Source organism: Thalassovita sp., from assembly GCF_034670005.1.
In the GTDB taxonomy this organism is placed as follows: Bacteria; Pseudomonadota; Alphaproteobacteria; order Rhodobacterales; family Rhodobacteraceae; genus Thalassobius.
The window spans coordinates 382,539-402,669 of record NZ_JAXMOH010000002.1 but is presented as its reverse complement, the minus strand read 5'-3'; the positions used below and the strand labels follow the sequence as shown (position 1 = coordinate 402,669).

19 protein-coding genes are annotated in these 20,131 nt (G+C 60.8%); 13 read left to right on the top strand and 6 right to left on the bottom strand.

Annotated features, from left to right (window positions below; genetic code table 11):
- Nucleotides 1-356 precede the first annotated feature (356 nt).
- The 3 genes from purM to rnd all read left to right on the top strand — a co-directional run bounded on the left by purM (nucleotide 357) and on the right by rnd (nucleotide 3,264).
- Nucleotides 357-1,406, top strand: a complete 1,050-nt coding sequence (gene purM / locus VOI23_RS05850) for a phosphoribosylformylglycinamidine cyclo-ligase (RefSeq protein WP_323782928.1) — start codon at nucleotides 357-359, stop codon at nucleotides 1,404-1,406.
- Complete coding sequence (gene purN, locus VOI23_RS05845) at nucleotides 1,403-1,996, top strand: phosphoribosylglycinamide formyltransferase (RefSeq protein WP_323782925.1); 594 nt, start codon at nucleotides 1,403-1,405, stop codon at nucleotides 1,994-1,996. The genes purM and purN overlap by 4 nt, the downstream gene beginning before the upstream one ends.
- A 110-nt stretch (nucleotides 1,997-2,106) precedes the next feature.
- Nucleotides 2,107-3,264 carry a ribonuclease D gene (gene rnd, locus VOI23_RS05840; RefSeq protein ID WP_323782922.1) on the top strand — a complete coding sequence of 386 codons (1,158 nt, stop codon included), beginning with the start codon at nucleotides 2,107-2,109 and terminating at the stop codon, nucleotides 3,262-3,264.
- A gap of 22 nt (nucleotides 3,265-3,286) precedes the next feature.
- Here rnd and VOI23_RS05835 read toward each other — a convergent pair whose 3' ends face one another.
- Nucleotides 3,287-3,784 carry a hypothetical protein gene (locus VOI23_RS05835; RefSeq protein ID WP_323782919.1) on the bottom strand — a complete coding sequence of 166 codons (498 nt, stop codon included), beginning with the start codon at nucleotides 3,782-3,784 and terminating at the stop codon, nucleotides 3,287-3,289.
- 126 nt (nucleotides 3,785-3,910) lie between these two features.
- On the opposite strand from VOI23_RS05835, the gene VOI23_RS05830 reads away from it, so the two are divergent.
- Nucleotides 3,911-4,327, top strand: coding sequence for a SufE family protein (locus VOI23_RS05830; RefSeq protein ID WP_323782916.1), 417 nt, complete (start codon nucleotides 3,911-3,913; stop codon nucleotides 4,325-4,327).
- A 131-nt stretch (nucleotides 4,328-4,458) separates the two neighbouring features.
- Here VOI23_RS05830 and VOI23_RS05825 read toward each other — a convergent pair whose 3' ends face one another.
- Nucleotides 4,459-5,097 carry a DUF1638 domain-containing protein gene (locus tag VOI23_RS05825; RefSeq protein ID WP_323782912.1) on the bottom strand — a complete coding sequence of 213 codons (639 nt, stop codon included), beginning with the start codon at nucleotides 5,095-5,097 and terminating at the stop codon, nucleotides 4,459-4,461.
- Between the two features lie 20 nt (nucleotides 5,098-5,117).
- Nucleotides 5,118-5,819, bottom strand: a complete 702-nt coding sequence (locus VOI23_RS05820) for a B12-binding domain-containing protein (protein WP_323782909.1) — start codon at nucleotides 5,817-5,819, stop codon at nucleotides 5,118-5,120.
- Between the two features lie 188 nt (nucleotides 5,820-6,007).
- Between VOI23_RS05820 and VOI23_RS05815 the strand changes: the two genes are divergently transcribed.
- Nucleotides 6,008-7,105, top strand: a complete 1,098-nt coding sequence (locus VOI23_RS05815) for a PA0069 family radical SAM protein (RefSeq protein WP_323782907.1) — start codon at nucleotides 6,008-6,010, stop codon at nucleotides 7,103-7,105.
- 46 nt (nucleotides 7,106-7,151) lie between these two features.
- On the opposite strand, the gene bmt is transcribed toward VOI23_RS05815, so the two are convergent.
- The gene (gene bmt / locus VOI23_RS05810) at nucleotides 7,152-8,162 is read right to left on the bottom strand and encodes a betaine--homocysteine S-methyltransferase (protein WP_323782904.1); all 1,011 of its coding nucleotides are present in this window, start codon (nucleotides 8,160-8,162) and stop codon (nucleotides 7,152-7,154) included.
- A 155-nt stretch (nucleotides 8,163-8,317) separates the two neighbouring features.
- Nucleotides 8,318-8,635 (bottom strand): DUF1476 domain-containing protein, encoded by a 318-nt coding sequence (locus VOI23_RS05805; RefSeq protein WP_323782901.1) that lies wholly within the window; start codon nucleotides 8,633-8,635, stop codon nucleotides 8,318-8,320.
- A 151-nt stretch (nucleotides 8,636-8,786) separates the two neighbouring features.
- On the opposite strand from VOI23_RS05805, the gene purC reads away from it, so the two are divergent.
- The 6 genes from purC to VOI23_RS05775 all read left to right on the top strand — a co-directional run bounded on the left by purC (nucleotide 8,787) and on the right by VOI23_RS05775 (nucleotide 14,431).
- The gene (gene purC / locus VOI23_RS05800; RefSeq protein WP_323782898.1) at nucleotides 8,787-9,548 is read left to right on the top strand and encodes a phosphoribosylaminoimidazolesuccinocarboxamide synthase; all 762 of its coding nucleotides are present in this window, start codon (nucleotides 8,787-8,789) and stop codon (nucleotides 9,546-9,548) included.
- 84 nt (nucleotides 9,549-9,632) lie between these two features.
- Entirely contained in the window at nucleotides 9,633-9,863 is a 231-nt protein-coding gene (gene purS / locus VOI23_RS05795) for a phosphoribosylformylglycinamidine synthase subunit PurS (protein WP_323782895.1), read from the top strand.
- Between the two features lie 192 nt (nucleotides 9,864-10,055).
- Entirely contained in the window at nucleotides 10,056-10,517 is a 462-nt protein-coding gene (locus VOI23_RS05790) for a DUF1203 domain-containing protein (protein ID WP_323782893.1), read from the top strand.
- Between the two features lie 98 nt (nucleotides 10,518-10,615).
- Nucleotides 10,616-11,284 carry a phosphoribosylformylglycinamidine synthase subunit PurQ gene (gene purQ, locus VOI23_RS05785; RefSeq protein WP_323782891.1) on the top strand — a complete coding sequence of 223 codons (669 nt, stop codon included), beginning with the start codon at nucleotides 10,616-10,618 and terminating at the stop codon, nucleotides 11,282-11,284.
- A 45-nt stretch (nucleotides 11,285-11,329) separates the two neighbouring features.
- Nucleotides 11,330-13,090 carry a sensor histidine kinase gene (locus VOI23_RS05780; RefSeq protein ID WP_323782888.1) on the top strand — a complete coding sequence of 587 codons (1,761 nt, stop codon included), beginning with the start codon at nucleotides 11,330-11,332 and terminating at the stop codon, nucleotides 13,088-13,090.
- Between the two features lie 6 nt (nucleotides 13,091-13,096).
- Entirely contained in the window at nucleotides 13,097-14,431 is a 1,335-nt protein-coding gene (locus tag VOI23_RS05775) for a sigma-54 dependent transcriptional regulator (RefSeq protein WP_323782885.1), read from the top strand.
- A gap of 89 nt (nucleotides 14,432-14,520) precedes the next feature.
- Here VOI23_RS05775 and VOI23_RS05770 read toward each other — a convergent pair whose 3' ends face one another.
- Nucleotides 14,521-15,735 (bottom strand): glycerophosphodiester phosphodiesterase family protein, encoded by a 1,215-nt coding sequence (locus tag VOI23_RS05770; protein WP_323782881.1) that lies wholly within the window; start codon nucleotides 15,733-15,735, stop codon nucleotides 14,521-14,523.
- Between the two features lie 566 nt (nucleotides 15,736-16,301).
- Between VOI23_RS05770 and VOI23_RS05765 the strand changes: the two genes are divergently transcribed.
- Nucleotides 16,302-19,166, top strand: coding sequence for an Rne/Rng family ribonuclease (locus VOI23_RS05765; RefSeq protein ID WP_323782878.1), 2,865 nt, complete (start codon nucleotides 16,302-16,304; stop codon nucleotides 19,164-19,166).
- A 144-nt stretch (nucleotides 19,167-19,310) separates the two neighbouring features.
- The gene (locus VOI23_RS05760; RefSeq protein ID WP_323782875.1) at nucleotides 19,311-20,060 is read left to right on the top strand and encodes a cytochrome c biogenesis protein CcdA; all 750 of its coding nucleotides are present in this window, start codon (nucleotides 19,311-19,313) and stop codon (nucleotides 20,058-20,060) included.
- The last annotated feature ends 71 nt before the right edge of the window (nucleotides 20,061-20,131 follow it).

Below are 20,131 nucleotides of genomic sequence, written 5' to 3'. Positions count from 1 at the left end.
TTATCTTTGAGGAAAAATTGTCTGGCTTTTAGGTAATCACATGCAAATATGCATCTGGAAACCCTGTTATTAAAGGGGGGGTGGCGCAGTTCGACTGACGGAAGCGCGGATAAGAAGGTGCCGAAAGCGGTAGCGCGGCGCTTAAGTCTTACCGACGAATGATACCCCGGAATACCTACGAAAGAGAGGTGTCTGAATAAATAATATGTCGAAAATACACTTATTAGCTTCGGACCGGGAGGGACCGAAGACGGGCCGGACATAAATCGCCGCCAAACGGCACCGGAAGTGGACGGGGCGTGGACACGGCCCTGCTGATGGTCTATCGGGAGCGAAATTTCACCGGGGATAGTCTTATGAGCCAAGGTAAGAACGGTCTGACCTACGCAGATGCGGGCGTGGATATCGATGCAGGAAACGAATTGGTCGAGCGGATCAAGCCCGCCGCCAAGCGCACGGCGCGGTCGGGCGTCATGGCCGGCCTGGGCGGTTTCGGCGCGCTGTTCGATCTGAAAGGGGCAGGGTATAACGACCCGATCCTGGTCGCGGCCACCGATGGGGTTGGCACCAAGCTGCGGATTGCGATCGATACCGGAAATGTCGATACGATCGGCATCGACCTGGTGGCGATGTGCGTCAACGATTTGGTTTGTCAGGGCGCCGAGCCGTTGTTTTTTCTGGACTATTTCGCCACGGGTAAGCTGGACCTGGACAGCGCCGCGCGGATCATCGAGGGCATTGCAGAGGGTTGCGCGCAATCTGGCTGCGCCCTGATCGGTGGCGAAACCGCTGAAATGCCGGGCATGTATCACGATGGCGATTTCGATCTTGCCGGGTTTGCGGTTGGCGCGATGGAACGTGGGGCGGACCTGCCTTTGGATGTGAAGCCGGGCGATGTGCTGCTCGGGCTGGGATCGAACGGGGTCCATTCGAACGGCTATTCTCTGGTCCGCAAGCTGGTTGACGTGTCCGGCCTGGGTTGGGACGCGGCCTGTCCTTGGGACAGTGAACAGACATTGGGCGAGGCGCTGCTGGCACCGACACGGCTTTACGTGACGCAGGTTCTCGAAGCGATCCGTAAGGGCGGCGTTCATGCGCTGGCCCATATCACCGGCGGCGGGCTGACCGAAAACCTGCCGCGGGTTCTGCCCGAAGGGATGGGAGCCGAAATTGATCTGAACGCGTGGGATCTGCCGCCCGTGTTCCAATGGCTGGCGCAGACCGGCGGCATGGCCGAGGCCGAGCTGCTGAAGACCTTCAATTGCGGTATCGGCATGATTGCCGTGGTCGCGGCGGACGAAGCCGAGGCGCTGACCACGCTGTTGCAGGACGCGGGTGAAACCGTTTCGCGGCTGGGGACCATCGGGGCAGGCGAGGGCGTGCGCTATAGCGGGGCTCTGTTGTGAGCAAACGCGTTGCGATCCTGATTTCGGGCGGCGGGTCGAACATGATCAAGCTGGTCGAAAGCATGGTCGGCGATCATCCGGCCCGCGCTGTTCTGGTCGGGTCGAACGATCCGCAGGCAGGCGGGTTGAAAAAGGCCGCCGCGATGGGGATCGACACCTTTGCCGTCGATCATCGCCCGTTCAAGGGCGACCGCGAAGCGTTCGAGGCCGAATTGCAGGCCCATCTGAAAGCCGCAAACCCCGATATCATCTGTCTCGCGGGGTTCATGCGGGTGCTGACCGAAAGCTTCGTGCGCGACTGGGAAGGGCGGATGTTGAACATCCACCCGTCGCTATTGCCAAAATACAAAGGGCTGCACACCCATCAGCGCGCGCTGGACGCTGGCGATACCGAGGCCGGGTGTTCGGTGCATCTGGTCACTGCGGCGCTGGATGACGGCCCGATTCTGGGGCAGGCGCGGGTCAAGGTGGAACCGGGTGACAGCGCCGATACCCTGGCCGCGCGGGTGTTGGAGCAGGAACACAGGCTTTACCCGGCGGTGCTGGAACGCTTCGCCCGCGGCGAAACCGATCCGATCTTTCTGGACTGACGCAAAAGGCGTTTTGGCGATGGTTTGCATCCCCGGCGCAATCGCGTATGTCTAGGCGACCGGGTCAGTACCGCGACAAAACGCAACAAGAATACGAAAAACAGCGCACGATGAAAACACTCACGACGACCGAAGAGCTCGCTCAATTCTGCGAACAGGCCCGCCAGCATGATTACGTAACCGTCGATACCGAGTTTCTGCGTGAACGGACCTATTATTCCAAACTGTGTCTGGTGCAGTTGGCGATGCCCGGCGACACCGATGACAACGCGGTTCTGGTTGATCCGCTGGCGTCGGGGATGTCGCTGGAACCGATGATGGACCTGTTTCGGGATCAATCGGTGGTCAAGGTGTTTCACGCCGCGCGGCAGGATTTGGAAATCTTCTTCATCGAACATCGCGTGTTCCCGGAACCCTTGTTCGACACCCAGGTTGCCGCGATGGTCTGTGGCTTTGGCGAACAGGTCGGCTATGAGACGCTGGTACGCAAGATCGCCAAGCAAAGCCTGGACAAAACCTCGCGGTTCACTGACTGGTCGCGCCGTCCGCTGACCGAGGCGCAGTTGAAATACGCGGTGGCCGATGTCACCCATTTGCGGGTGATTTACGAATACCTCGCTGCCGAGCTGCACAAGACCGGGCGGGATAAATGGGTGCACGAAGAGCTGCGTATCCTGACCGATCCGGCGACCTATATCGTGCAGCCCGAAGAGGCGTGGAAACGGGTCAAGACCCGGACCACCAGCGGCAAGTTCCTGGCGGTGGTGCGCGAACTGGCGCGGTTCCGCGAAGATTATGCGCAATCGCGCAACGTGCCGCGCAGCCGGGTTTACAAGGATGATGCGCTGGTCGAGCTGGCATCGACCAAGCCCGCGACGATGCAGGATCTGGGCCGGTCGCGGTTGTTGTTGCGCGATGCCCGCAAGGGCGAGATTGCCGATGGCATTCTGGCCGCCGTCAAGGCCGGGATCGACTGTGCGCCGGACAATTACCCCAAACCCGATTTGAGCCGCGAAAAGCTACAGGTGAACCCGGCGCTTGCCGATCTGTTGCGGGTGCTGCTGAAGTCCAAGACCGAAAGCGCCGGGGTGGCGTCAAAGCTGATCGCCCCTGCCGCCGATCTGGATGCGATCGCCGCCGGGCTGCGCGATGTGCCCGCGCTGAACGGTTGGCGCCGCGAGGTGTTCGGCAACGATGCGTTGCGGTTGTGCGATGGCGAAATTGCGCTGGCCGCCAAGGGCAGTTCGGTCAGGATCGTCAAGCTGTAGGCCAGCTTTCAATTATGTTGGATCAGCGTCGGCGGCTTGATTGCGCGTTGCGCGCTCCCTGAATGCGTATTTCACGCACGCCGCCAAGCTGTTGGTCGGTCAGATAGACCGCAGCGGTCAGGCTGCGGCTGCGTTCGGTGCCGCCGGTGATCCGGCTTGCGCTCAGCGCGCGCAATTCGTAGCTCAGCACGCCTTTGACCGGTTTGCCGTCATTGAGCGGCAGCAGCTTGACCTCGTAAGGGCCCTGCACATCCGAAACGCCGGTGACCCGGGCGATGGCGCCGCCGGGGACCTGTTCGATCGCCAAAGATTTGATTACACCGACCAACTGGCCCTGATAGCCGGGATCGCGCCGCCGCAACCGGCTTTTGGACGGGATCAGCGGATTGACGTCGGCGGAGCTTTCGGCGACCGGCACCGAACGGCCACGGCCGAACCAGTTTTTCGGATTGAGGCGGGAGTCGCCACAGCCAGTCAGAATGACCGCCGAGATCAAAAGGACCGAAAGGGATTTCTGCATCGTCACGCCTCATCTGCTTTGTTCCCGGGTTACCCTATCCGGCCGGGCTTGAAAAGACGCTTGCGGGTCTGGACCTTTGATCCCGCCCGCCCTAACTGGGAGAGAGCAGCAAGGGGACCAAGGATCATGGCCAGTGAAGCCTTTGAAGAGATTGTCGGGGATTTTGAATTCCTGGAGGATTGGGAGGATCGCTATCGCCATGTGATCGAGCTGGGTAAGGCTATGGAGCCGCTGGACGAGGCGCTGAAAGTGCCCGCGACCAAGGTTGATGGCTGCGCCAGCCAGGTCTGGCTGCATCCGAAGATCGAGGCGGAGGTGTTTTCCTTCGACGGTGACAGCGATGCGCTGATCGTGCGCGGGCTGATCGCGGTTCTGGCGGCGCTGTATAACGGGGTGCCGGTGGCGCAGGTCGCAGCGATCGACGCCCAGGCCGAACTGGCGCGGCTGGGGCTGCACGATCACCTGTCGGCGCAGCGCTCGAACGGGGTGCGCGCGATGATCGAGCGGATTCGCTTGGTGGCGGCGGAGGCGGCCGCGGCGTGACCTGACTGTGTGGCTGCGCCACGCAGGTTTAGCTTCGCCCAAGGGCGAAGCGGTGTGGGGGCGCTGCCCCCGACGTTGAAAATCCTTCGATTTTCAACGCCTCCCCCGAGGTATTTTAGCCAAGAAAAAGCTCAGGACAGGCGCGCGAGTTCGGTGGCGAGATCGCCATAGCCGGTGAAGCGGCGTTCATAGGCGAGCCCGAGCCGGTCGGCGCAGGTTTCGGCCCTGGCACTGAGGCCGGGATCGTCGGTTTGGGCGAGATAGACCAGTTTGGTATAATTTCCGAAATACATCTCGCGCAGGTCGGGATGCCGGTCGAGGCCAAGCGGCTGCCAGACGAAGGCGTCGAATTGCCGGGTCAGGAAATCGGTCAGGTAGAAGGCGGTGATTTCTTCGTCGGCGTGGGCGGCGAAAGCGGCGTTGCCTTCGAAATAGCTGTAGCAATGCGGGCCGGGGATCATGTCGATGCCGGTTTCGGCGCAGAGGGTTTGCAACGCGCCGCCGGTGCCGCAATCGGCATAGACGAGGAACAGCCGATCATAATCGGCGCGGTTCTTTTCAATGGCGGCGCGGGCAGCGGCCGGGATTTTTTCGGGATGATTGTGCAGGATCGCGGGCAGGCAGGTCAGGTCGATATGATCCCAGCCATTGAGCGCCTTGAGCGCGAGGATTTCCCGCGCCAGTGCGCCGCAAGCGATCAGCAATACCCGGCCCCGTCCCTGAGGGGGCAGGCCCTCATTTGTCAGGGCGATGTCATCGGGCTGTTGCATGGCGGGGCCGGGGGCCGGTTTCAGGCGCTGAGCAGGTTATGTTTGCGGGCGATGAAATCCTTGGCGGTTTCCACCGCTACGGCGGCATCGCGGCAATAGGCATCGGCGCCGATCGCTTTGCCAAATTCTTCGTTCAGCGGCGCGCCGCCGACCAGAACGATGTAATCGTCGCGCAGCCCCTGTTCGATCAGCGTGTCGATCACGACCTTCATGTACGGCATGGTGGTGGTGAGCAGCGCCGACATGCCGAGGATATCGGGCTGTTCGGCCTCCAGCGCTTCGAGATAGGCTTCGACCGCGTTGTTGATGCCCAGATCAACCACTTCGAAACCGGCGCCTTCCATCATCATCGACACGAGGTTCTTGCCGATATCGTGGATATCGCCCTTGACCGTGCCGATCACCATCTTGCCCATGCGCGGGGCGCCGGTTTCGGCCAGCAGTGGTTTCAGGATCGCCATGCCGCCCTTCATCGCGTTGGCCGCCAGCAGCACTTCGGGAACGAACAAGATGCCGTCGCGGAAATCATGGCCGACGATGGTCATGCCGCCAACCAGCGCCTTGGTCAGAATGTCGTAAGGAATCCAGCCGCGCTCCAGCAGGATGTTCACCGATTCTTCGATTTCGTCCCGCATACCGTCATAGAGGTCGTCGAACATTTGCTGGACAAGCTCTTCGTCATCGAGTTCGGACAGGATGAGGTCGTCTTCTTGGTCGGACATGGCGCGTTTCCCTGGAGGTTTGGTCGGCAAGGCCGATGCGGTTCGTTTCGTCTCAGCTTTGAGAAATTCCGCTTTGGCTGACTAGGCGGATTGCGACACGCGGTGTTTCGCAACCGACCTGTGGACAGAATTTGCCGCTCCGGGGCGGGTGGCTTGCATCATGTTCCTGTTATGTTCTAATGTGGGCCATGTCCTGTATCCAGAGCGATGCCAAGATCCCGATAGACGCGGCGCGACGCCCCGGGCGCGCGGCGCTGAGCAATGATGTCAACCGGTTCGAACGCTTCGAGCGCACGCCCTTTGACGATGGCTGGGAGGGTGCAGAGGAACTGCCCAAGCTGAAAACCGAGGTGAGCATCGAGCGACCGCGCAGCGTGATCAGCTATAACCGGTCGCCGGATCTGCCGTTTGACCGGTCGGTCAATCCCTATCGCGGCTGCGAGCATGGCTGTATCTACTGTTTCGCCCGGCCCAGCCATGCCTATCTGGGCCTGTCGCCGGGGCTGGATTTCGAAACCCGGCTGGTAGCGCGCCCGCAAGCGCCGGAGGTGCTGGAGCGGGAATTGCGGCGCAAGGGCTACAAGGTCGCGCCACTGGCGATCGGGACCAATACCGATCCTTATCAGCCGGTTGAACGTGATATGGAAATCACGCGGGCCTGTTTGCAGGTGTTGCGCGATTTCCGCCATCCGGTGGGGATCGTGACCAAGGGGACGCTGATCGAGCGTGATGTGGATATTCTGAGCGACATGGCGCGGGATGGATTGGTGCGGGTGGGGATTTCGGTGACAACGCTGGACAGGGGACTGTCACGGCGGATGGAGCCGCGGGTGCCTTCGCCGCAGCGGCGGCTGGAGGTGATCCGCCGGCTGAGCCGGGCCGGGGTGCCGGTCCGGATCATGACTTCGCCCATCGTACCGGGGCTGACCGATCATGAGATCGAGGCTTTGCTGGCGGCGGGCAAGGCGGCGGGGGCCAACGCGGCAAGCTGGATCATGCTGCGATTGCCGCGCGAGGTATCACCGCTGATGCAGCAATGGCTGGCCGAACATTATCCCGACCGGGCCGGGCGGGTGATGGCGCGGCTGCGCGAAATGCATGGCGGCAACGACTACGATGCGCGCTGGGGCCGCCGGATGCGCGGCGAGGGGGTCTATGCAGAGATGATCGCGCGGCGCTTCGATCTGGCGGCGAAGCGGCACGGGCTGAACCAGCCACAACCAAAATTGCGCTGCGACCTGTTTCGGGCCCCCAAGCGGGCGGGGGATCAGCTGGACCTGTTTTGATCGAAACGAGGAAGCCGCGCCCTGTCCCTTGCGGGCGCGGGTCGGGTCAGCCTTTCCGACGGCGGGGGCGGCGGGCCGGGGCGGAGTCGGCGCCGGTGCCGTCACTGGCCGAGGAAAAACCACCAAGCGCGTTGGTGATCTGTTCCAGCGTCGGGCGCGGACCGCGCGGGCGGGTGGAAAGCGCTTCGTGCATCGCGGCGAGATGGTCCGGCATGGTGCCGCAACAGCCGCCGATGATCGTGGCACCTGCATCGCGGGCCAGAACGGCATAGTCGGCCATCAGCTCGGGCGTGCCGTCGTAATGAATATGGCCGTCGTGATATTTCGGGATGCCGGCATTGCCCTTGGCGATGATCGGCCGCTCGGTGCCTTGGGCGACGAAGCCCAGCACGGTGCGCAGCAGGTCGGACGCGCCAACGCCGCAATTGGCCCCAAAGGCAATCGGCGGGTTGGGCAGTTTTTCCACCATGTCGACCATCTGCGCCGAGGTGACGCCCATCATGGTGCGGCCAGCGGTGTCAAAGCTCATCGTGCCGCACCAGGGCATGTCAGCCAGAGCGAAGGCTTCTGCGGCGGCCTTGTATTCTTCGGGGGCCGAAATGGTTTCCAGCCACAGCACGTCGGCGCCGCCTTCTTTCAGCCCCTCGGCCTGTTCGTGGAAAATTTCGACCGCGACCGCGTGGGTCAGCTGGCCCATCGGGGCAAAGATTTCACCGGTGGGCCCGACGGACCCGGCCACCACAACGGTGCGTCCGGCAGCGTCGGCGATGTCGCGGCCCAGTTCGGCGCTGATCCGTGACAGGTCGCGGGCGCGCTTTTCCGCCCCGTGCAGTTTCAGCCGAGAGGCATTGCCACCAAAGGAATTGGTCAGGAAGATATCGCTGCCCGCATCGACGGCGGATTTGTACAGCTGCCTGATCCGGTCAGGGTGGTCTTCGTTCCACAGTTCCGGCGCGTCGCCCGAGCTGAGCCCCATATTGAACAGATTGGTCCCGGTCGCGCCATCGGCCATCAGCCAGTCGCGGGATTGCAGGAGGCGGGAAAGGGCGTCGGTCATATCAGTGTCCAGAATAATCTGCGGGGCAGGAGCGCCGAAACAGAGGTGGCGGGCATTATCATCGGGGCGCGAGTACGAAAAAGCAGGGCCGGAAACGACAAAACGCGGCGTATCAGCGCCGCGTTTTTTCTTTGATCAGGACCCGAAAGCGCGGCTTAGTCGGTTTCCTTCATCAGGCCGGCCTTGGCCTGAGCCAGCATTTCGGATCGTTTGGCGCGAATTTCGTCGGCCTCGACCTTGCCTTCCAGATCGCCGGCGACTTTGCGCACGACATCTTCGTGGCCGGCTTCTTCGAAATCGGCCTTGATGACGGACAGGGCATAGGCGTCTGCTTCGTCGCCCGACAGGCCCTGCTTTTCGGCCGCCCACAGGCCCAACAGCTTGTTGGCGCGGGCTTCGGCCTTGAACATCATTTCTTCATCATGAGCGAATTTGGCTTCGAATGCGGATTCGCGATCGTCAAAGGTGGTCATTCTAGATCCTCTGGTGACGTTGGTGTTGCCCCTCATATGCCTGTCATCACCGTCCGGTGCAAGAGTTAGGGACCTATTGCGACAAAGCCGCCATTGCACTAAGACGGCGCAAGTCCCGGGGACTCAGCCCCGGGGGATCGACGGAGTGGCCATGGCACGGCGCAAAAAAATCTACGAAGGCAAGGCGAAAACACTGTATGAAGGCCCCGAACCGGGCACGATCGTGCAGTATTTCAAGGATGACGCCACTGCGTTCAATGCTGAAAAAAAGGCCACGATCGAAGGCAAAGGTGTCCTGAACAACCTTTTGTCAGAATATTTCATGCTGGGTCTGACCAATATCGGCGTACCGAACCATTTCCTGAAACGGCTGAACATGCGCGAACAGCTGGTGCGGTCGTGCGAAATCATTCCGCTGGAAGTGATTGTGCGCAATTACGCCGCCGGGTCGATGGCCAAGCGTCTGGGGATCGAGGAAGGCACGCAGCTGCCGCGCCCGATCGTCGAGTATTGCTACAAGGATGACAAGCTGGGCGACCCGCTGGTCACCGAAGAACATATCGCGGCCTTTGGCTGGGCCAGCCCACAGGACATGGATGATATCCTCAGCCTGGCGCTGCGGGTCAACGATTTCCTGTCCGGCGTGATGTATGGCGTCGGAATCAAGCTGGTGGATTTCAAGATCGAAATCGGCCGGGTGTACGAGGGTGATTTTCAGCGTCTGCTGGTGGCTGATGAAATCAGCCCCGACAGTTGCCGTCTGTGGGATATCGAAACCGGTCAGAAGCTGGACAAGGACGTGTTCCGCCGCGATCTGGGCAGCCTGACCGATGCCTATACCGAAGTGGCCAAGCGTTTAGGTGTGATGCCCAAAACCTCGGCTCCGATGGGCAAGCCGACCCTGATCAACTGAAGCCGGGCCCGGAGCTGCCGGGCCTGATCTGCCAGAGTAAACTCAAGACCGCACCGGATGCGGTCACAGACCGGAGAAGCGCAAATGAAAGCTCGCGTTCACGTCATGCTGAAAAATGGTGTTCTGGATCCGCAGGGCGAAGCGGTCCGCCATGCCTTGGGGTCGCTCGGATTTGACGGGGTCGAAGGCGTGCGTCAGGGCAAGGTGATCGAACTGGATCTGGCCGAGGGTACCAGCGAAGACACGGTCAAGGATATGTGCGAGAAGCTTCTCGCCAATACCGTGATCGAAAGCTACACGATCGACATGGGCTAACCGCGCCGTCCAACGGGCCGGTGGCAACCGGCCTGCGCGGTTTCGACCTTCTTTCAAAGCGCCCTGCGGGGCGCTTTTTTCGTGGCTGCGTTTCAAATACCGCCCGCTGTCGCCGCTTTGCGCAGGAAACGGATCGTCTGCGCTGGTCCCGATATTCTATTGCCGAACCAGCATTTAACATGGAGGTTTGGAATGATTTTTCAGGGATTGAACCGCGACGTGGCGCGGGGCCTGCGGGCCGGCGGGCCGGATGCCAACGGGATGACGGCGGAACGGGGGCAAAGCGATGGTGCGGCGAATCCGTGCCGATGTTGCCTGAACCATGTCACGGCAGGAGCGGAGATGCTGATCTGCGCCCATCGTCCGTTCGAGACGGTGCAGCCCTATGCCGAGCTGGGGCCGATTTTTCTGTGCGCCGAAGATTGCGCGGGATATCGTGGGCCCGATCTGCCGCAGGTTCTGACCACGTCGCCGGATTACCTGATCAAAGGCTATAGCCCCGATGAGCGTATCGTTTACGGCACCGGACAGGTGACGCCGCAGGCCGATCTTGTCGCCTATGTGGCGATGCTTCTGGCGCGCGCCAATATCGGGTTTGTCGATATCCGGTCGGCACGCAACAATTGCTGGATGGCCCGGGTGACACGGGCCTGAGCGGTGCGGCGGTTTCTGTGGGCTTGATTAGGGCGGCCGGGCGGCGTATCAGGCGGGCGAACCGACTGCCCGGACCCCAGAGCCAAGGAGTGTGCCCGATGAAAGCCGCCGTCATCGTTTTCCCCGGATCCAATTGCGACCGCGACCTGGCGGTCGCCTTTGAACGCGCCGGGGCGGATGTCGCCATGGTCTGGCACAAGGACACCCATTTGCCCGACGATATCGATATCGTCGGCATCCCGGGCGGGTTTTCCTTTGGCGACTACCTGCGCTGCGGCGCGATTGCGGCGAATTCGCCGATCTGCCGGTCGGTGGTGAAACATGCCGACAAGGGCGGCTATGTTCTGGGTATCTGCAACGGGTTTCAGGTGTTGACCGAAACCGGGCTGCTGCCCGGCGCCCTGATGCGCAACGCGAATCTGAAATTCATCTGCAAGCAGGTGGGGCTGCGGGTTGCAACTGCCGACAGCGCCTTTACAGCCGGGTATCAGAAGGGTCAGGAAATCACCATTCCGGTCGCCCATCATGATGGTAACTACAATGCCGAGCCCGAATTGCTGGCGCGGTTGCAGGGCGAGGATCGTATCGCCTTCACCTATACCGACAATCCCAACGGGTCGGTGGCCGATATCGCCGGGGTTCTGTCGGAAAATCGCCGGGTGCTGGGCATGATGCCGCATCCCGAACGCGCGGTAGAGGATAATCATGGCGGCACCGACGGATCGGCAATGTTCCGCAGCCTGATGGATCAACTTGCCACAGCGTGACTTGCGGCGGGGGCGGGCTGTAGCCTATTCTGAGGCATGTCGCTGTTGCCAAGATCAGTAAAGTCTCTGGGCGGTCCCCGTACGATTTCGTGGCGGGTGAGGGTGGCGTTGCTGGCGTTGTTCATCGTGGCGGTGACGACGGTCCTGACCACTCATACGTTGCTGACTGACCGGTTCACCGAAAATACCCGCAACAGGGCCGAACTGCGGCTGGCGCTTTATAGCGGCAACCTGTTGTCGGAATTGCGCCGCAACGCCATCGTGCCGCAATTGTTGTCACGCGATCCGACACTGATCGGGGCGCTGAATTCATCTGATTATTCCAATTCCACCCAGCGGCTGATTTCCTTTGTCGAAGAAATCGGCGCGGCGTCGCTGATGCTGCTGGACAGCGACGGCCGGGCGGTGGCGGCGACCGACCGCAACCGGCTGGGATCGCAGCACCGGACCGAACCCTATTTCGTCAACGCGATCCGGGCCAGCGAGACCTTGTTTACCGTGCTGCGCAGGGAAACGGGCGGCTACCTGTTCGCCTATACCAGACGGATCGAGAACCAGGGTCAGACGCTGGGCGTGATCATGGTCGAGGTCGATTTGCAGAAATTCGAACGCGCCTGGGCAGGAATTTCCGACGCGGTTCTGGTCAGCGACAGCGAAGGCACCATCATTCTGTCGACCGAACCGCGTTGGCGCGGCCAGACCGAGACCGAGGCGCTGGCAACGGCACCGGCGCAATCCGCGATCCAGCGCGCCATTCAGGCCACCGCAGACTGGGCCACGGTGCCCGCTGACGCCTATGTGCAGGGCCAGGCGGTGATGCGGATGGAAAGCCGCATTCCGTTCCGTGGCTGGCGGATTGCCAGCTTCACCACTTATGAAAGCGTCCGCGACAAGGTGAACGGGGTGCTGGCGCTGGAAATCATGGGATTCGCCATGCTGCTGGCGCTGACCTTCTATGCGATGAGCCGGAAATCGACGCTCAGGATGATGCTGTTCCAGCGGGAATCGGCAGAGCTTCGCGCATTGAACGTAAGGCTACAGCGGGAAGTCGCCGAACGTGAGCGGGTGCAAAAATCGCTCGACGTGGCCGAACAGACGCTGGCTCAGAGTTCGAAACTGGCCGCTTTGGGCGAAATGTCGGCGGCCGTGAGCCATGAATTGAACCAGCCGTTGGCAGCGATGAAGACGTATCTTGCCGGGGCGCGGTTATTGCTGAAACGCAACCGTCCCGACGAGGCGCTGTCGAGCTTCCAGCGGATTGACGATCTGATCGAGCGGATGGGCGCGATCACCCGGCAATTGAAAAGCTATGCGCGCAAGGGCGGGGATGCGTTTTCCCCTGTGAATATGGGCGAAGCGCTTGCCTCGGCGCTCTCTATGATGGCGCCGCAACTGAAGGATCGCAAGTTGCGGATCACCCGTGCGTTGCCGTCTGAACCGGTGCAGGTGATGGGCGACCGGGTGCGGATCGAACAGGTGATGGTGAATCTTCTGCGCAATGCGCTGGACGCGACCCAGTCGGTGGATGAACCCGAGATCGAAATCATTCTGGCTGCCGGTGAAACTGCTACCTTTACGGTGCGCGATAACGGGCATGGTATTGAAGAACTCGATGAGCTGTTCGAGCCATTTTACACGACCAAGAAGCCCGGTGAGGGCGTCGGCCTGGGGCTTGCCATTTCATCCGGCATCGTCAAGGACTTGGGGGGACGTCTGATGGCGCGTAATGCCGAAGGCGGGGGGGCTGTATTCGAAATGCAACTGCCTATCTTAACACCTGAGAGCGATATAGAAGCGGCGGAGTAAAGCCCCATGTCGAAAGCAATGAAAATCGCCATCGTGGATGACGAGCAGGATATGCGGCAGTCGATCAGCCAATGGCTGGCACTGTCGGGCTACGATACCGAAACCTTTGCCAGTGCCGAAGATGCGCTGAAGGGGATCGGACCGGATTACCCCGGCATCGTGATCACCGACATCAAGATGCCGGGCATGGACGGGATGAAATTCCTGAAAAAACTGATGGGCAGCGACAGCGCGTTACCGGTGATCATGATCACCGGGCATGGCGATGTGCCGATGGCGGTCGAGGCGATGCGGGTCGGTGCGTTCGATTTTCTGGAAAAACCGTTCAACCCCGACCGGATGACCGAACTGGCCAAGAAAGCCGCCAATGCCCGTCGTCTGACGTTGGATAACCGGGCGCTGCGGCGTGAATTGTCCGATGGCGGCCAGTTGATGAAGAAACTGATCGGCGCGTCGCCGGCGATGGAACGGCTGAAAGAGGATATTCTGGATCTGGGACAGGCCGACGGTCACGTGCTGATTGATGGCGAAACCGGAACCGGCAAGACGCTGGTGGCGCATGCGCTGCACGCGGTGGGGGCGCGGGCCGGTAAGAAATTCGTGCTGTTGTCCTGTGCGGCCTGGGACGAAGAGGCGCTGGCCAAGCGGCTGTTCGGGCCGATGCAGCCCGAAGACGCGCAATTGCCTGCGGTGGAAGAGGCGCGTGGCGGTACACTTGTTCTGGAAGATGTCGAGGCGCTGTCGGATAGTTTGCAGGCGCGTCTGCTGAGCTTCATCAACGATCAGGGCAGCCCGGCAGAAACCCGGATCGTTGCGATTTGCAACATGCAGGAACAGGACCGGACCTGCGAAGACGCGCTGCGGCCTGACCTGTTTTACCGATTGGCCGCGTTGCGGATCACCCTGCCGCCGCTGCGTCAGCGGGGCGAGGATATCCTGACCCTGTTCACCCGGTTGTCCGAGCAATTCGCCGAAGAATACGGGTGCGACGCGCCGCAAGTGTCGGCTCAGGAGGCCGCGCAGTTGTTGCAGGCCCCGTGGCCCGGCAATGTGCGGCAACTGATCAACCTTGCCGAACGCGCGGTACTGCAATCGCGCCGGGGCAGCGGCACCATCGCATCGTTGTTGATGTCCGACCACGAGGAAATGCAGCCGGTGATGACCACCGAAGGCAAGCCGTTGAAGGAATATGTCGAAGCGTTTGAGCGGATGTTGATCGACAACACGATGCGGCGCCACAAGGGGTCGATCGCCAGTGTCATGGACGAATTGTGCCTGCCGCGCCGGACGCTGAACGAAAAGATGGCCAAATATGGCCTGCAACGGTCCGATTATCTGTAAGAGACCTGCAATCGCCATTTTGGCGCAACCCATCTGATTTGGAAGGGCGGCCCGGCAAGGCCGCCCTTTTTTAGGGAACGTCGTGCGGCTCAGTTCACGCCTTTACGCATGCAAGAGGCGTAATAGGTGGTGGTCGCAGGCCAGTCCGAAAACATACCAACGATACCAACCTTTTGGGCCAGAACATCCAGCAGCTGGAAATAATCGGAATCTTTGGTCGTCACGTCCTTCACCGACTGGAAATACCAGCCGCCGCCATGGGCAAGCGGGCCGGACCGTTCCAGGGTCCAGGTGATGATCTTGAGGTCCGCTTCTTTAGCCTTCTTGGCCAGAGTCGACGGCACGATTGCGCCGTTTTCCGTGGTGACCAGCATCCACATCGGCGGCGAGATGTAGTTCACACCCATCGCCTTCAGCTCTTCCATGCTGTTCGGCCAGGTGGCTTCGTCCATCGGTGAATATCCTTCGGTATTATATTCATCCATCAGGTATACCGCCTGGGCACCGAAATCTGGTTCGTTTTCAATCCAGTATTTCACCACGTCGAGATCGAAGCTTTGCGCGAACACGTCAGATGCGGGCACTCCGGCGGCCTTGTATTCGTCGATCATCTTCTGAGCGTAATCGTCCATAGTGAAGCCGTCGAAGGGCATGTCGACTGCCGGGGTTTTCAGTTCCGGAGTGAACTTGACACCAAGCTTCTTGAACAGGGCGATCGAATCCGCATGGGTCATCAGGGTGCCCTTGCTGGCATAGAGATCGGTGCGCCAGTTGGCGGTGGCGTTCATGTAGTCCGCAACGGTTGCGCCATTCTGGTTCGAGGCGTCCATCTTGCCGTTCAGCGTCTGGAATTCGGCCAGCGTCAGTTCAGATGTACGGCATTCGGCCGAGGCTTTGCCGTTTTCCACGTTGAACGGTTTCACGCAGGTCTCTGCCAGGTCGGTGGCAAGGATATCGGTTGTGGCGTGCAGGTCGTTCTGGGCGTGGCGGCAGACCAATTCCTTGTCTGCGGTGAACACCACGTCGCATTCCACGATGCCGGCACCCATACGCGCGGCTGCGACATAGCTTTCCCTGGTATGTTCGGGGAACATCATGGCGGCGCCGCGATGTCCGATGGAAAAATCTGTGCGCACCGGGGTGATGTCTTTGCAGCTTTCCAGTTTCGACTTCAATGCCCCTGCGGGCAGTTGGTCGATCAGGTAACCGGGGCGGGGCCCAAGTTCTATCCGTTCGGCCAAGACCGGGGCGGCGAGCACGCTTAGGGTCAGGGCGCCAAGCGCGGTGCGGGTGAAAATGTTCATCAGTCGTTTTCCTATTTAAATAAATTCCGACAGTCCCGCGTTGTCAGTCGCAGATGACATCCCCACGACGGTTCGACGATGAAGAGATGAACGTAAACTGAAACTCCTGTGACGGCTGGAGAGCCTGCAGCGGCGCTCTCTGTGGATAAAGTTGCATTTTCCTTATTGTAATTTGTCCCCAGCACCCCTTATGGTCTTAGAACGGCGAAAGGCGCGATGCGCCCGCCGAATGAGTTTCGCTGATCCAGAAGTATTCGGACACAAAACCCCGACATCCTGGTCAGACCGATTGGGCCCTATCGCAGATATTCGCGACAGGGCCGTTGAGACCGCTGCTTGGTTGCCCATAGGGTGCTGACGGCCATGAATGGGCGCACTGAGATTGGCTATGGCCATCCGATGCGTCGGAGAAGAAACGCGATGAGGCGCGCGACACTGTCGAGTAACAGAGCAGGGGCTGACAACAGCCGCACCTGCCTCGCGTCCGCATTCGCCCCTAACAGACATCTGCTGCAACGCCCCCGCCCACCGGGTCAGGGGGCTATGCCGCGATGCAGACGGACACAATGGCAAAGAAAATGCTCATCGACGCCACCCACGCGGAAGAAACCCGCGTTGTTGTGGTTGACGGAAACAAGGTTGAAGAATTCGATTTTGAATCCGAAAATAAGCGCCAGCTCGCTGGCAATATCTATCTGGCAAAAGTAACCCGCGTCGAACCTTCGTTGCAGGCAGCCTTCGTTGACTATGGCGGCAATCGCCATGGTTTTCTGGCGTTTTCGGAAATTCATCCCGATTACTACCAGATTCCAATCGCCGATCGCGAAGCGTTGATGGAAGAAGAACGCGCCTATGCCGAGGCCCAGAAGGCCGAGGAAGAAGCGGACGAGAAAAAGCCGCGGCGCCGGTCGCGGTCGAAATCCAAGGCCGCATCGACCACGTCGAATGATGCCACTGCGGTCAAAGAGGTCGAAAAGACCGACACCGGCAGCAGTGAAATCGCCGGTATGGAAACCATCGACCTGGAAGGCGATGAAGTGCCCGAGGGCAGTTCGCCGATGGAAACGGTGGCAGAAACCCCGGTCGAGGAACCGGTGGATGACGCGGCCAGCGACGCAAGCGAAGCGCCCGAAGCTGCTGAGGCTGTATCTGACGACAATGCCGCAGTGGCATCGGAAGACGCAGCGACTGAAAGCGATGGTGACGACGCCAAATCGGCGGACGAAGACCATGCGGACGACGAAGACGACGAAGGCGATTTTGATGCCGCCGCCAAGGACGAAAGCATCGAATCCGTCGCGGAAGAGGATGACAGCGAAGACATCCGTCCGCGCCGCAAACCGCGTCCGCGCCGCTACAAGATCCAGGAAGTCATCAAGGTGCGCCAGATTCTTCTGGTGCAGGTGGTCAAGGAAGAACGCGGCAATAAGGGCGCGGCACTGACCACGTATCTGAGCCTTGCCGGGCGTTATTGCGTGTTGATGCCGAATACCGCCCGTGGTGGCGGGATCAGCCGCAAGATCACCAATGCGGTCGACCGCAAGAAGCTGAAGGAAATCGCCAACGAACTGGACGTGCCGAAGGGCGCGGGCCTGATCGTGCGCACCGCCGGGGCCAAACGGACCAAGTCGGAAATCAAGCGCGACTACGAATATTTGCAGCGTCTGTGGGAACAGATCCGTGAATTGACACTGAAATCCGTAGCGCCGGCCAAGATTTACGAGGAAGGCGACCTTATCAAACGGTCGATCCGCGATCTGTACAGCCGCGATATTGACGAGGTTCTGGTCGAGGGCGAACGCGGCTACCGCATCGCCAAGGACTTCATGAAAATGATCATGCCGTCCCACGCCAAGAACGTGAAGCAATACGCCGAACAGATGCCTTTGTTCGCTCGGTTCCAGGTCGAAAGCTATCTCAGTTCGATGTTCAATCCGGTCGTTCAGTTGCGTTCGGGCGGGTATATCGTGATTGGCGTGACCGAAGCATTGGTTGCGATCGACGTGAACTCGGGCCGGGCCACCAAGGAAGGCTCGATCGAGGAAACCGCGCTGAAGACCAATCTGGAAGCCGCCGAAGAGGTCGCCCGCCAGCTGCGTCTGCGTGATCTGGCCGGTCTGATCGTGATCGACTTCATCGACATGGATGAACGCCGCAACAACAACGCGGTCGAAAAGCGGATGAAGGACAAGCTGAAATCCGATCGCGCCCGCATTCAGGTGGGCCGGATTTCCGGTTTCGGTCTGATGGAAATGAGCCGTCAGCGTTTGCGCCCCGGCATGATCGAAGCGACGACCCAGCCCTGTCCGTCCTGTCACGGCACCGGGTTGATCCGGTCGGATGACAACCTGTCGCTGTCGATCCTGCGCCAGATCGAAGAAGAAGGCGTGCGTCGCCGGTCGCGTGAGGTTTTGGTCAAATGCCCGGTCGGCATCGCCAATTTCATCATGAACCAGAAACGCGAACATGTCGCGCAGATCGAAGCGCGCTATGGCCTGTCGGTGCGGATCGAAGGCGAACCGCATCTGATCAGTCCCGATTTCACTCTGGAGAAGTTCAAGACCGCAACGCGGGTGGTGGCAGAAGTTGCCGCGCCGGTCGTGTCGGCGGATATGTCTCTGATGGATCAGGTCGACGAGGATACCGAGGCCGACCCCGAAGAGGTGGCCGAGACGGTCGAGACCAACGACGAAGATACCAAGCCCAAGAAGCGCCGTCGGCGTCGTCGGCGGCGGAAGCCCAACGGTGACAGCACCGAGGGCGATCAGGACAATCAGGACAAGGATGGGTCGGATGTCGAACCCGCTGCCGCAGACGCGCAGCAGGGCGAGGCGACCGCTGAGGCCAAGACCGACACTGCGGCCACTGACGCGAACGCCGAGGCCAGCGAAGAACCGGCCGAGGAAGAAAAGAAGCCCAAACGCCGCCGTACCCGGTCGCGTAAGAAGAAAACCGACGAGGACGCGACTGTTGCGGCGGTCGATGGCGAAACGGCTGGGCTGACGGCGGAAACGGTCACAGAGACACCGGCCGCTGAAGTGCAAGCCCCGGCTGCGACGGCCGAGGCCGAAGCCGCGCCCGAAGCCGCTGCTGAGGCGGACAAGAGCGCGCCTGTTGCCGAGGTGGTGGAACCGGTTGCCGAGGCGGACGCTGCGGTTGTGTCAGAGGCAGAGCCGGAAGCGCCAAAGCCGGTCGCGGATACCGCCCCGGAACCTGCAGCGGAACCTGAGCAGGTGGCCGAAAAGGTGGCGGAGCCCGAGGTCATGGCAGAGTCTGCCGTTGAATCGGATGCCGAGACCGCTGCGGAGCCAGAGCCCAAGGCGGAGCCCGAAGCAGAACCGACGCCGGAACCGGTGGCCGCCGTGGCCGAAGCCGCGCCCGTCGAAGCCGCCAAGAAGCCGAAACGTCGCGGTTGGTGGTCTTTGGGTTAACCCGGCCCGCCTGTTAGAAAAAATGACGCCGCGCTTTGGAAAAAGCGCGGCGTTTTCTGTCGCCGGGGCATGTTTCAGCCCGGCCACAATGTTGTGACAACGCGTCAGGTGACGACCGCGGAACAATCGCTTAAGACGGACACCATGTTTGGAATAGAAATCATCGATGCAGGATTGTTGCCTGCAATGCTCGTGGCGCTGATGGCGGGGATCGTTTCCTTCCTCAGTCCCTGTGTTTTGCCCATCGTTCCGCCCTATCTGGCCTATATGTCAGGGGTATCACTGGGCGAACTGTCCGGCGGGACGGCGAAGAACAAGGCGCTGGTGCCGGCGCTGTGTTTCGTGCTGGGCCTGTCGACGGTGTTTCTGTTCCTCGGGTTTACCGCCTCGGCCATCGGGTCGTTGTTTCTGAGCTATCAGGGCTGGTTCAACACCATTGCCGGGGTCTTGGTGATGGTTTTTGGCGCGCATTTCATCGGTGTCTACCGGATCGGGTTTCTGGATCGCGAAGCCCGCATTGATGCCGGTGATCGCGGCGGGTCGTCTTTTGGCGCCTATGTTCTGGGTCTGGCCTTTGCCTTTGGCTGGACGCCGTGTATCGGGCCGCAGCTGGGCGCGATCCTGTCGCTGGCCGCGTCCGAGGCATCGGTGGCGCGCGGCACGCTTCTGCTGGCGGTTTACGCGCTTGGGCTGGGCGTTCCTTTCCTGCTGGTCGCGGCGTTCCTGCCGCGTCTGGGCGGGGTCATGGGATGGATGAAACGGCATATGGACCGGATCGAAAAAGTCATGGGCTTGTTGCTGTGGACCATCGGATTGCTGATGCTGACAGGCGGCTTTTCGGCATTTTCCTACTGGCTGCTGGAACATTTCCCGTCATTGGCGTTGCTGGGATAGGGGCGGTCCGCGCCCGCGGGTACCCAACGCCGTTATCGCAGCCGATCCAACGCCACGGTTCCGGCCATTGA

Excerpts from the sequence above, each read along its gene's own strand:
- VOI23_RS05775 (WP_323782885.1), top strand. The coding sequence starts at position 13,097 with ATGTCGAAAGCAATGAAAATCGCCATCGTGGATGACGAGCAGGATATG.
- VOI23_RS05815 (WP_323782907.1), top strand. The coding sequence starts at position 6,008 with ATGTCCTGTATCCAGAGCGATGCCAAGATCCCGATAGACGCGGCGCGA.
- VOI23_RS05830 (WP_323782916.1), top strand. The coding sequence starts at position 3,911 with ATGGCCAGTGAAGCCTTTGAAGAGATTGTCGGGGATTTTGAATTCCTG.
- VOI23_RS05805 (WP_323782901.1), bottom strand. The coding sequence starts at position 8,635 with ATGACCACCTTTGACGATCGCGAATCCGCATTCGAAGCCAAATTCGCT.
- purM (WP_323782928.1), top strand. The coding sequence starts at position 357 with ATGAGCCAAGGTAAGAACGGTCTGACCTACGCAGATGCGGGCGTGGAT.
- purC (WP_323782898.1), top strand. The coding sequence starts at position 8,787 with ATGGCACGGCGCAAAAAAATCTACGAAGGCAAGGCGAAAACACTGTAT.
- VOI23_RS05790 (WP_323782893.1), top strand. The coding sequence starts at position 10,056 with ATGATTTTTCAGGGATTGAACCGCGACGTGGCGCGGGGCCTGCGGGCC.
- purS (WP_323782895.1), top strand. The coding sequence starts at position 9,633 with ATGAAAGCTCGCGTTCACGTCATGCTGAAAAATGGTGTTCTGGATCCG.
- bmt (WP_323782904.1), bottom strand. The coding sequence starts at position 8,162 with ATGACCGACGCCCTTTCCCGCCTCCTGCAATCCCGCGACTGGCTGATG.
- VOI23_RS05825 (WP_323782912.1), bottom strand. The coding sequence starts at position 5,097 with ATGCAACAGCCCGATGACATCGCCCTGACAAATGAGGGCCTGCCCCCT.
- VOI23_RS05770 (WP_323782881.1), bottom strand. The coding sequence starts at position 15,735 with ATGAACATTTTCACCCGCACCGCGCTTGGCGCCCTGACCCTAAGCGTG.
- VOI23_RS05760 (WP_323782875.1), top strand. The coding sequence starts at position 19,311 with ATGTTTGGAATAGAAATCATCGATGCAGGATTGTTGCCTGCAATGCTC.
- VOI23_RS05820 (WP_323782909.1), bottom strand. The coding sequence starts at position 5,819 with ATGTCCGACCAAGAAGACGACCTCATCCTGTCCGAACTCGATGACGAA.
- purQ (WP_323782891.1), top strand. The coding sequence starts at position 10,616 with ATGAAAGCCGCCGTCATCGTTTTCCCCGGATCCAATTGCGACCGCGAC.
- rnd (WP_323782922.1), top strand. The coding sequence starts at position 2,107 with ATGAAAACACTCACGACGACCGAAGAGCTCGCTCAATTCTGCGAACAG.
- VOI23_RS05765 (WP_323782878.1), top strand. The coding sequence starts at position 16,302 with ATGGCAAAGAAAATGCTCATCGACGCCACCCACGCGGAAGAAACCCGC.
- VOI23_RS05835 (WP_323782919.1), bottom strand. The coding sequence starts at position 3,784 with ATGCAGAAATCCCTTTCGGTCCTTTTGATCTCGGCGGTCATTCTGACT.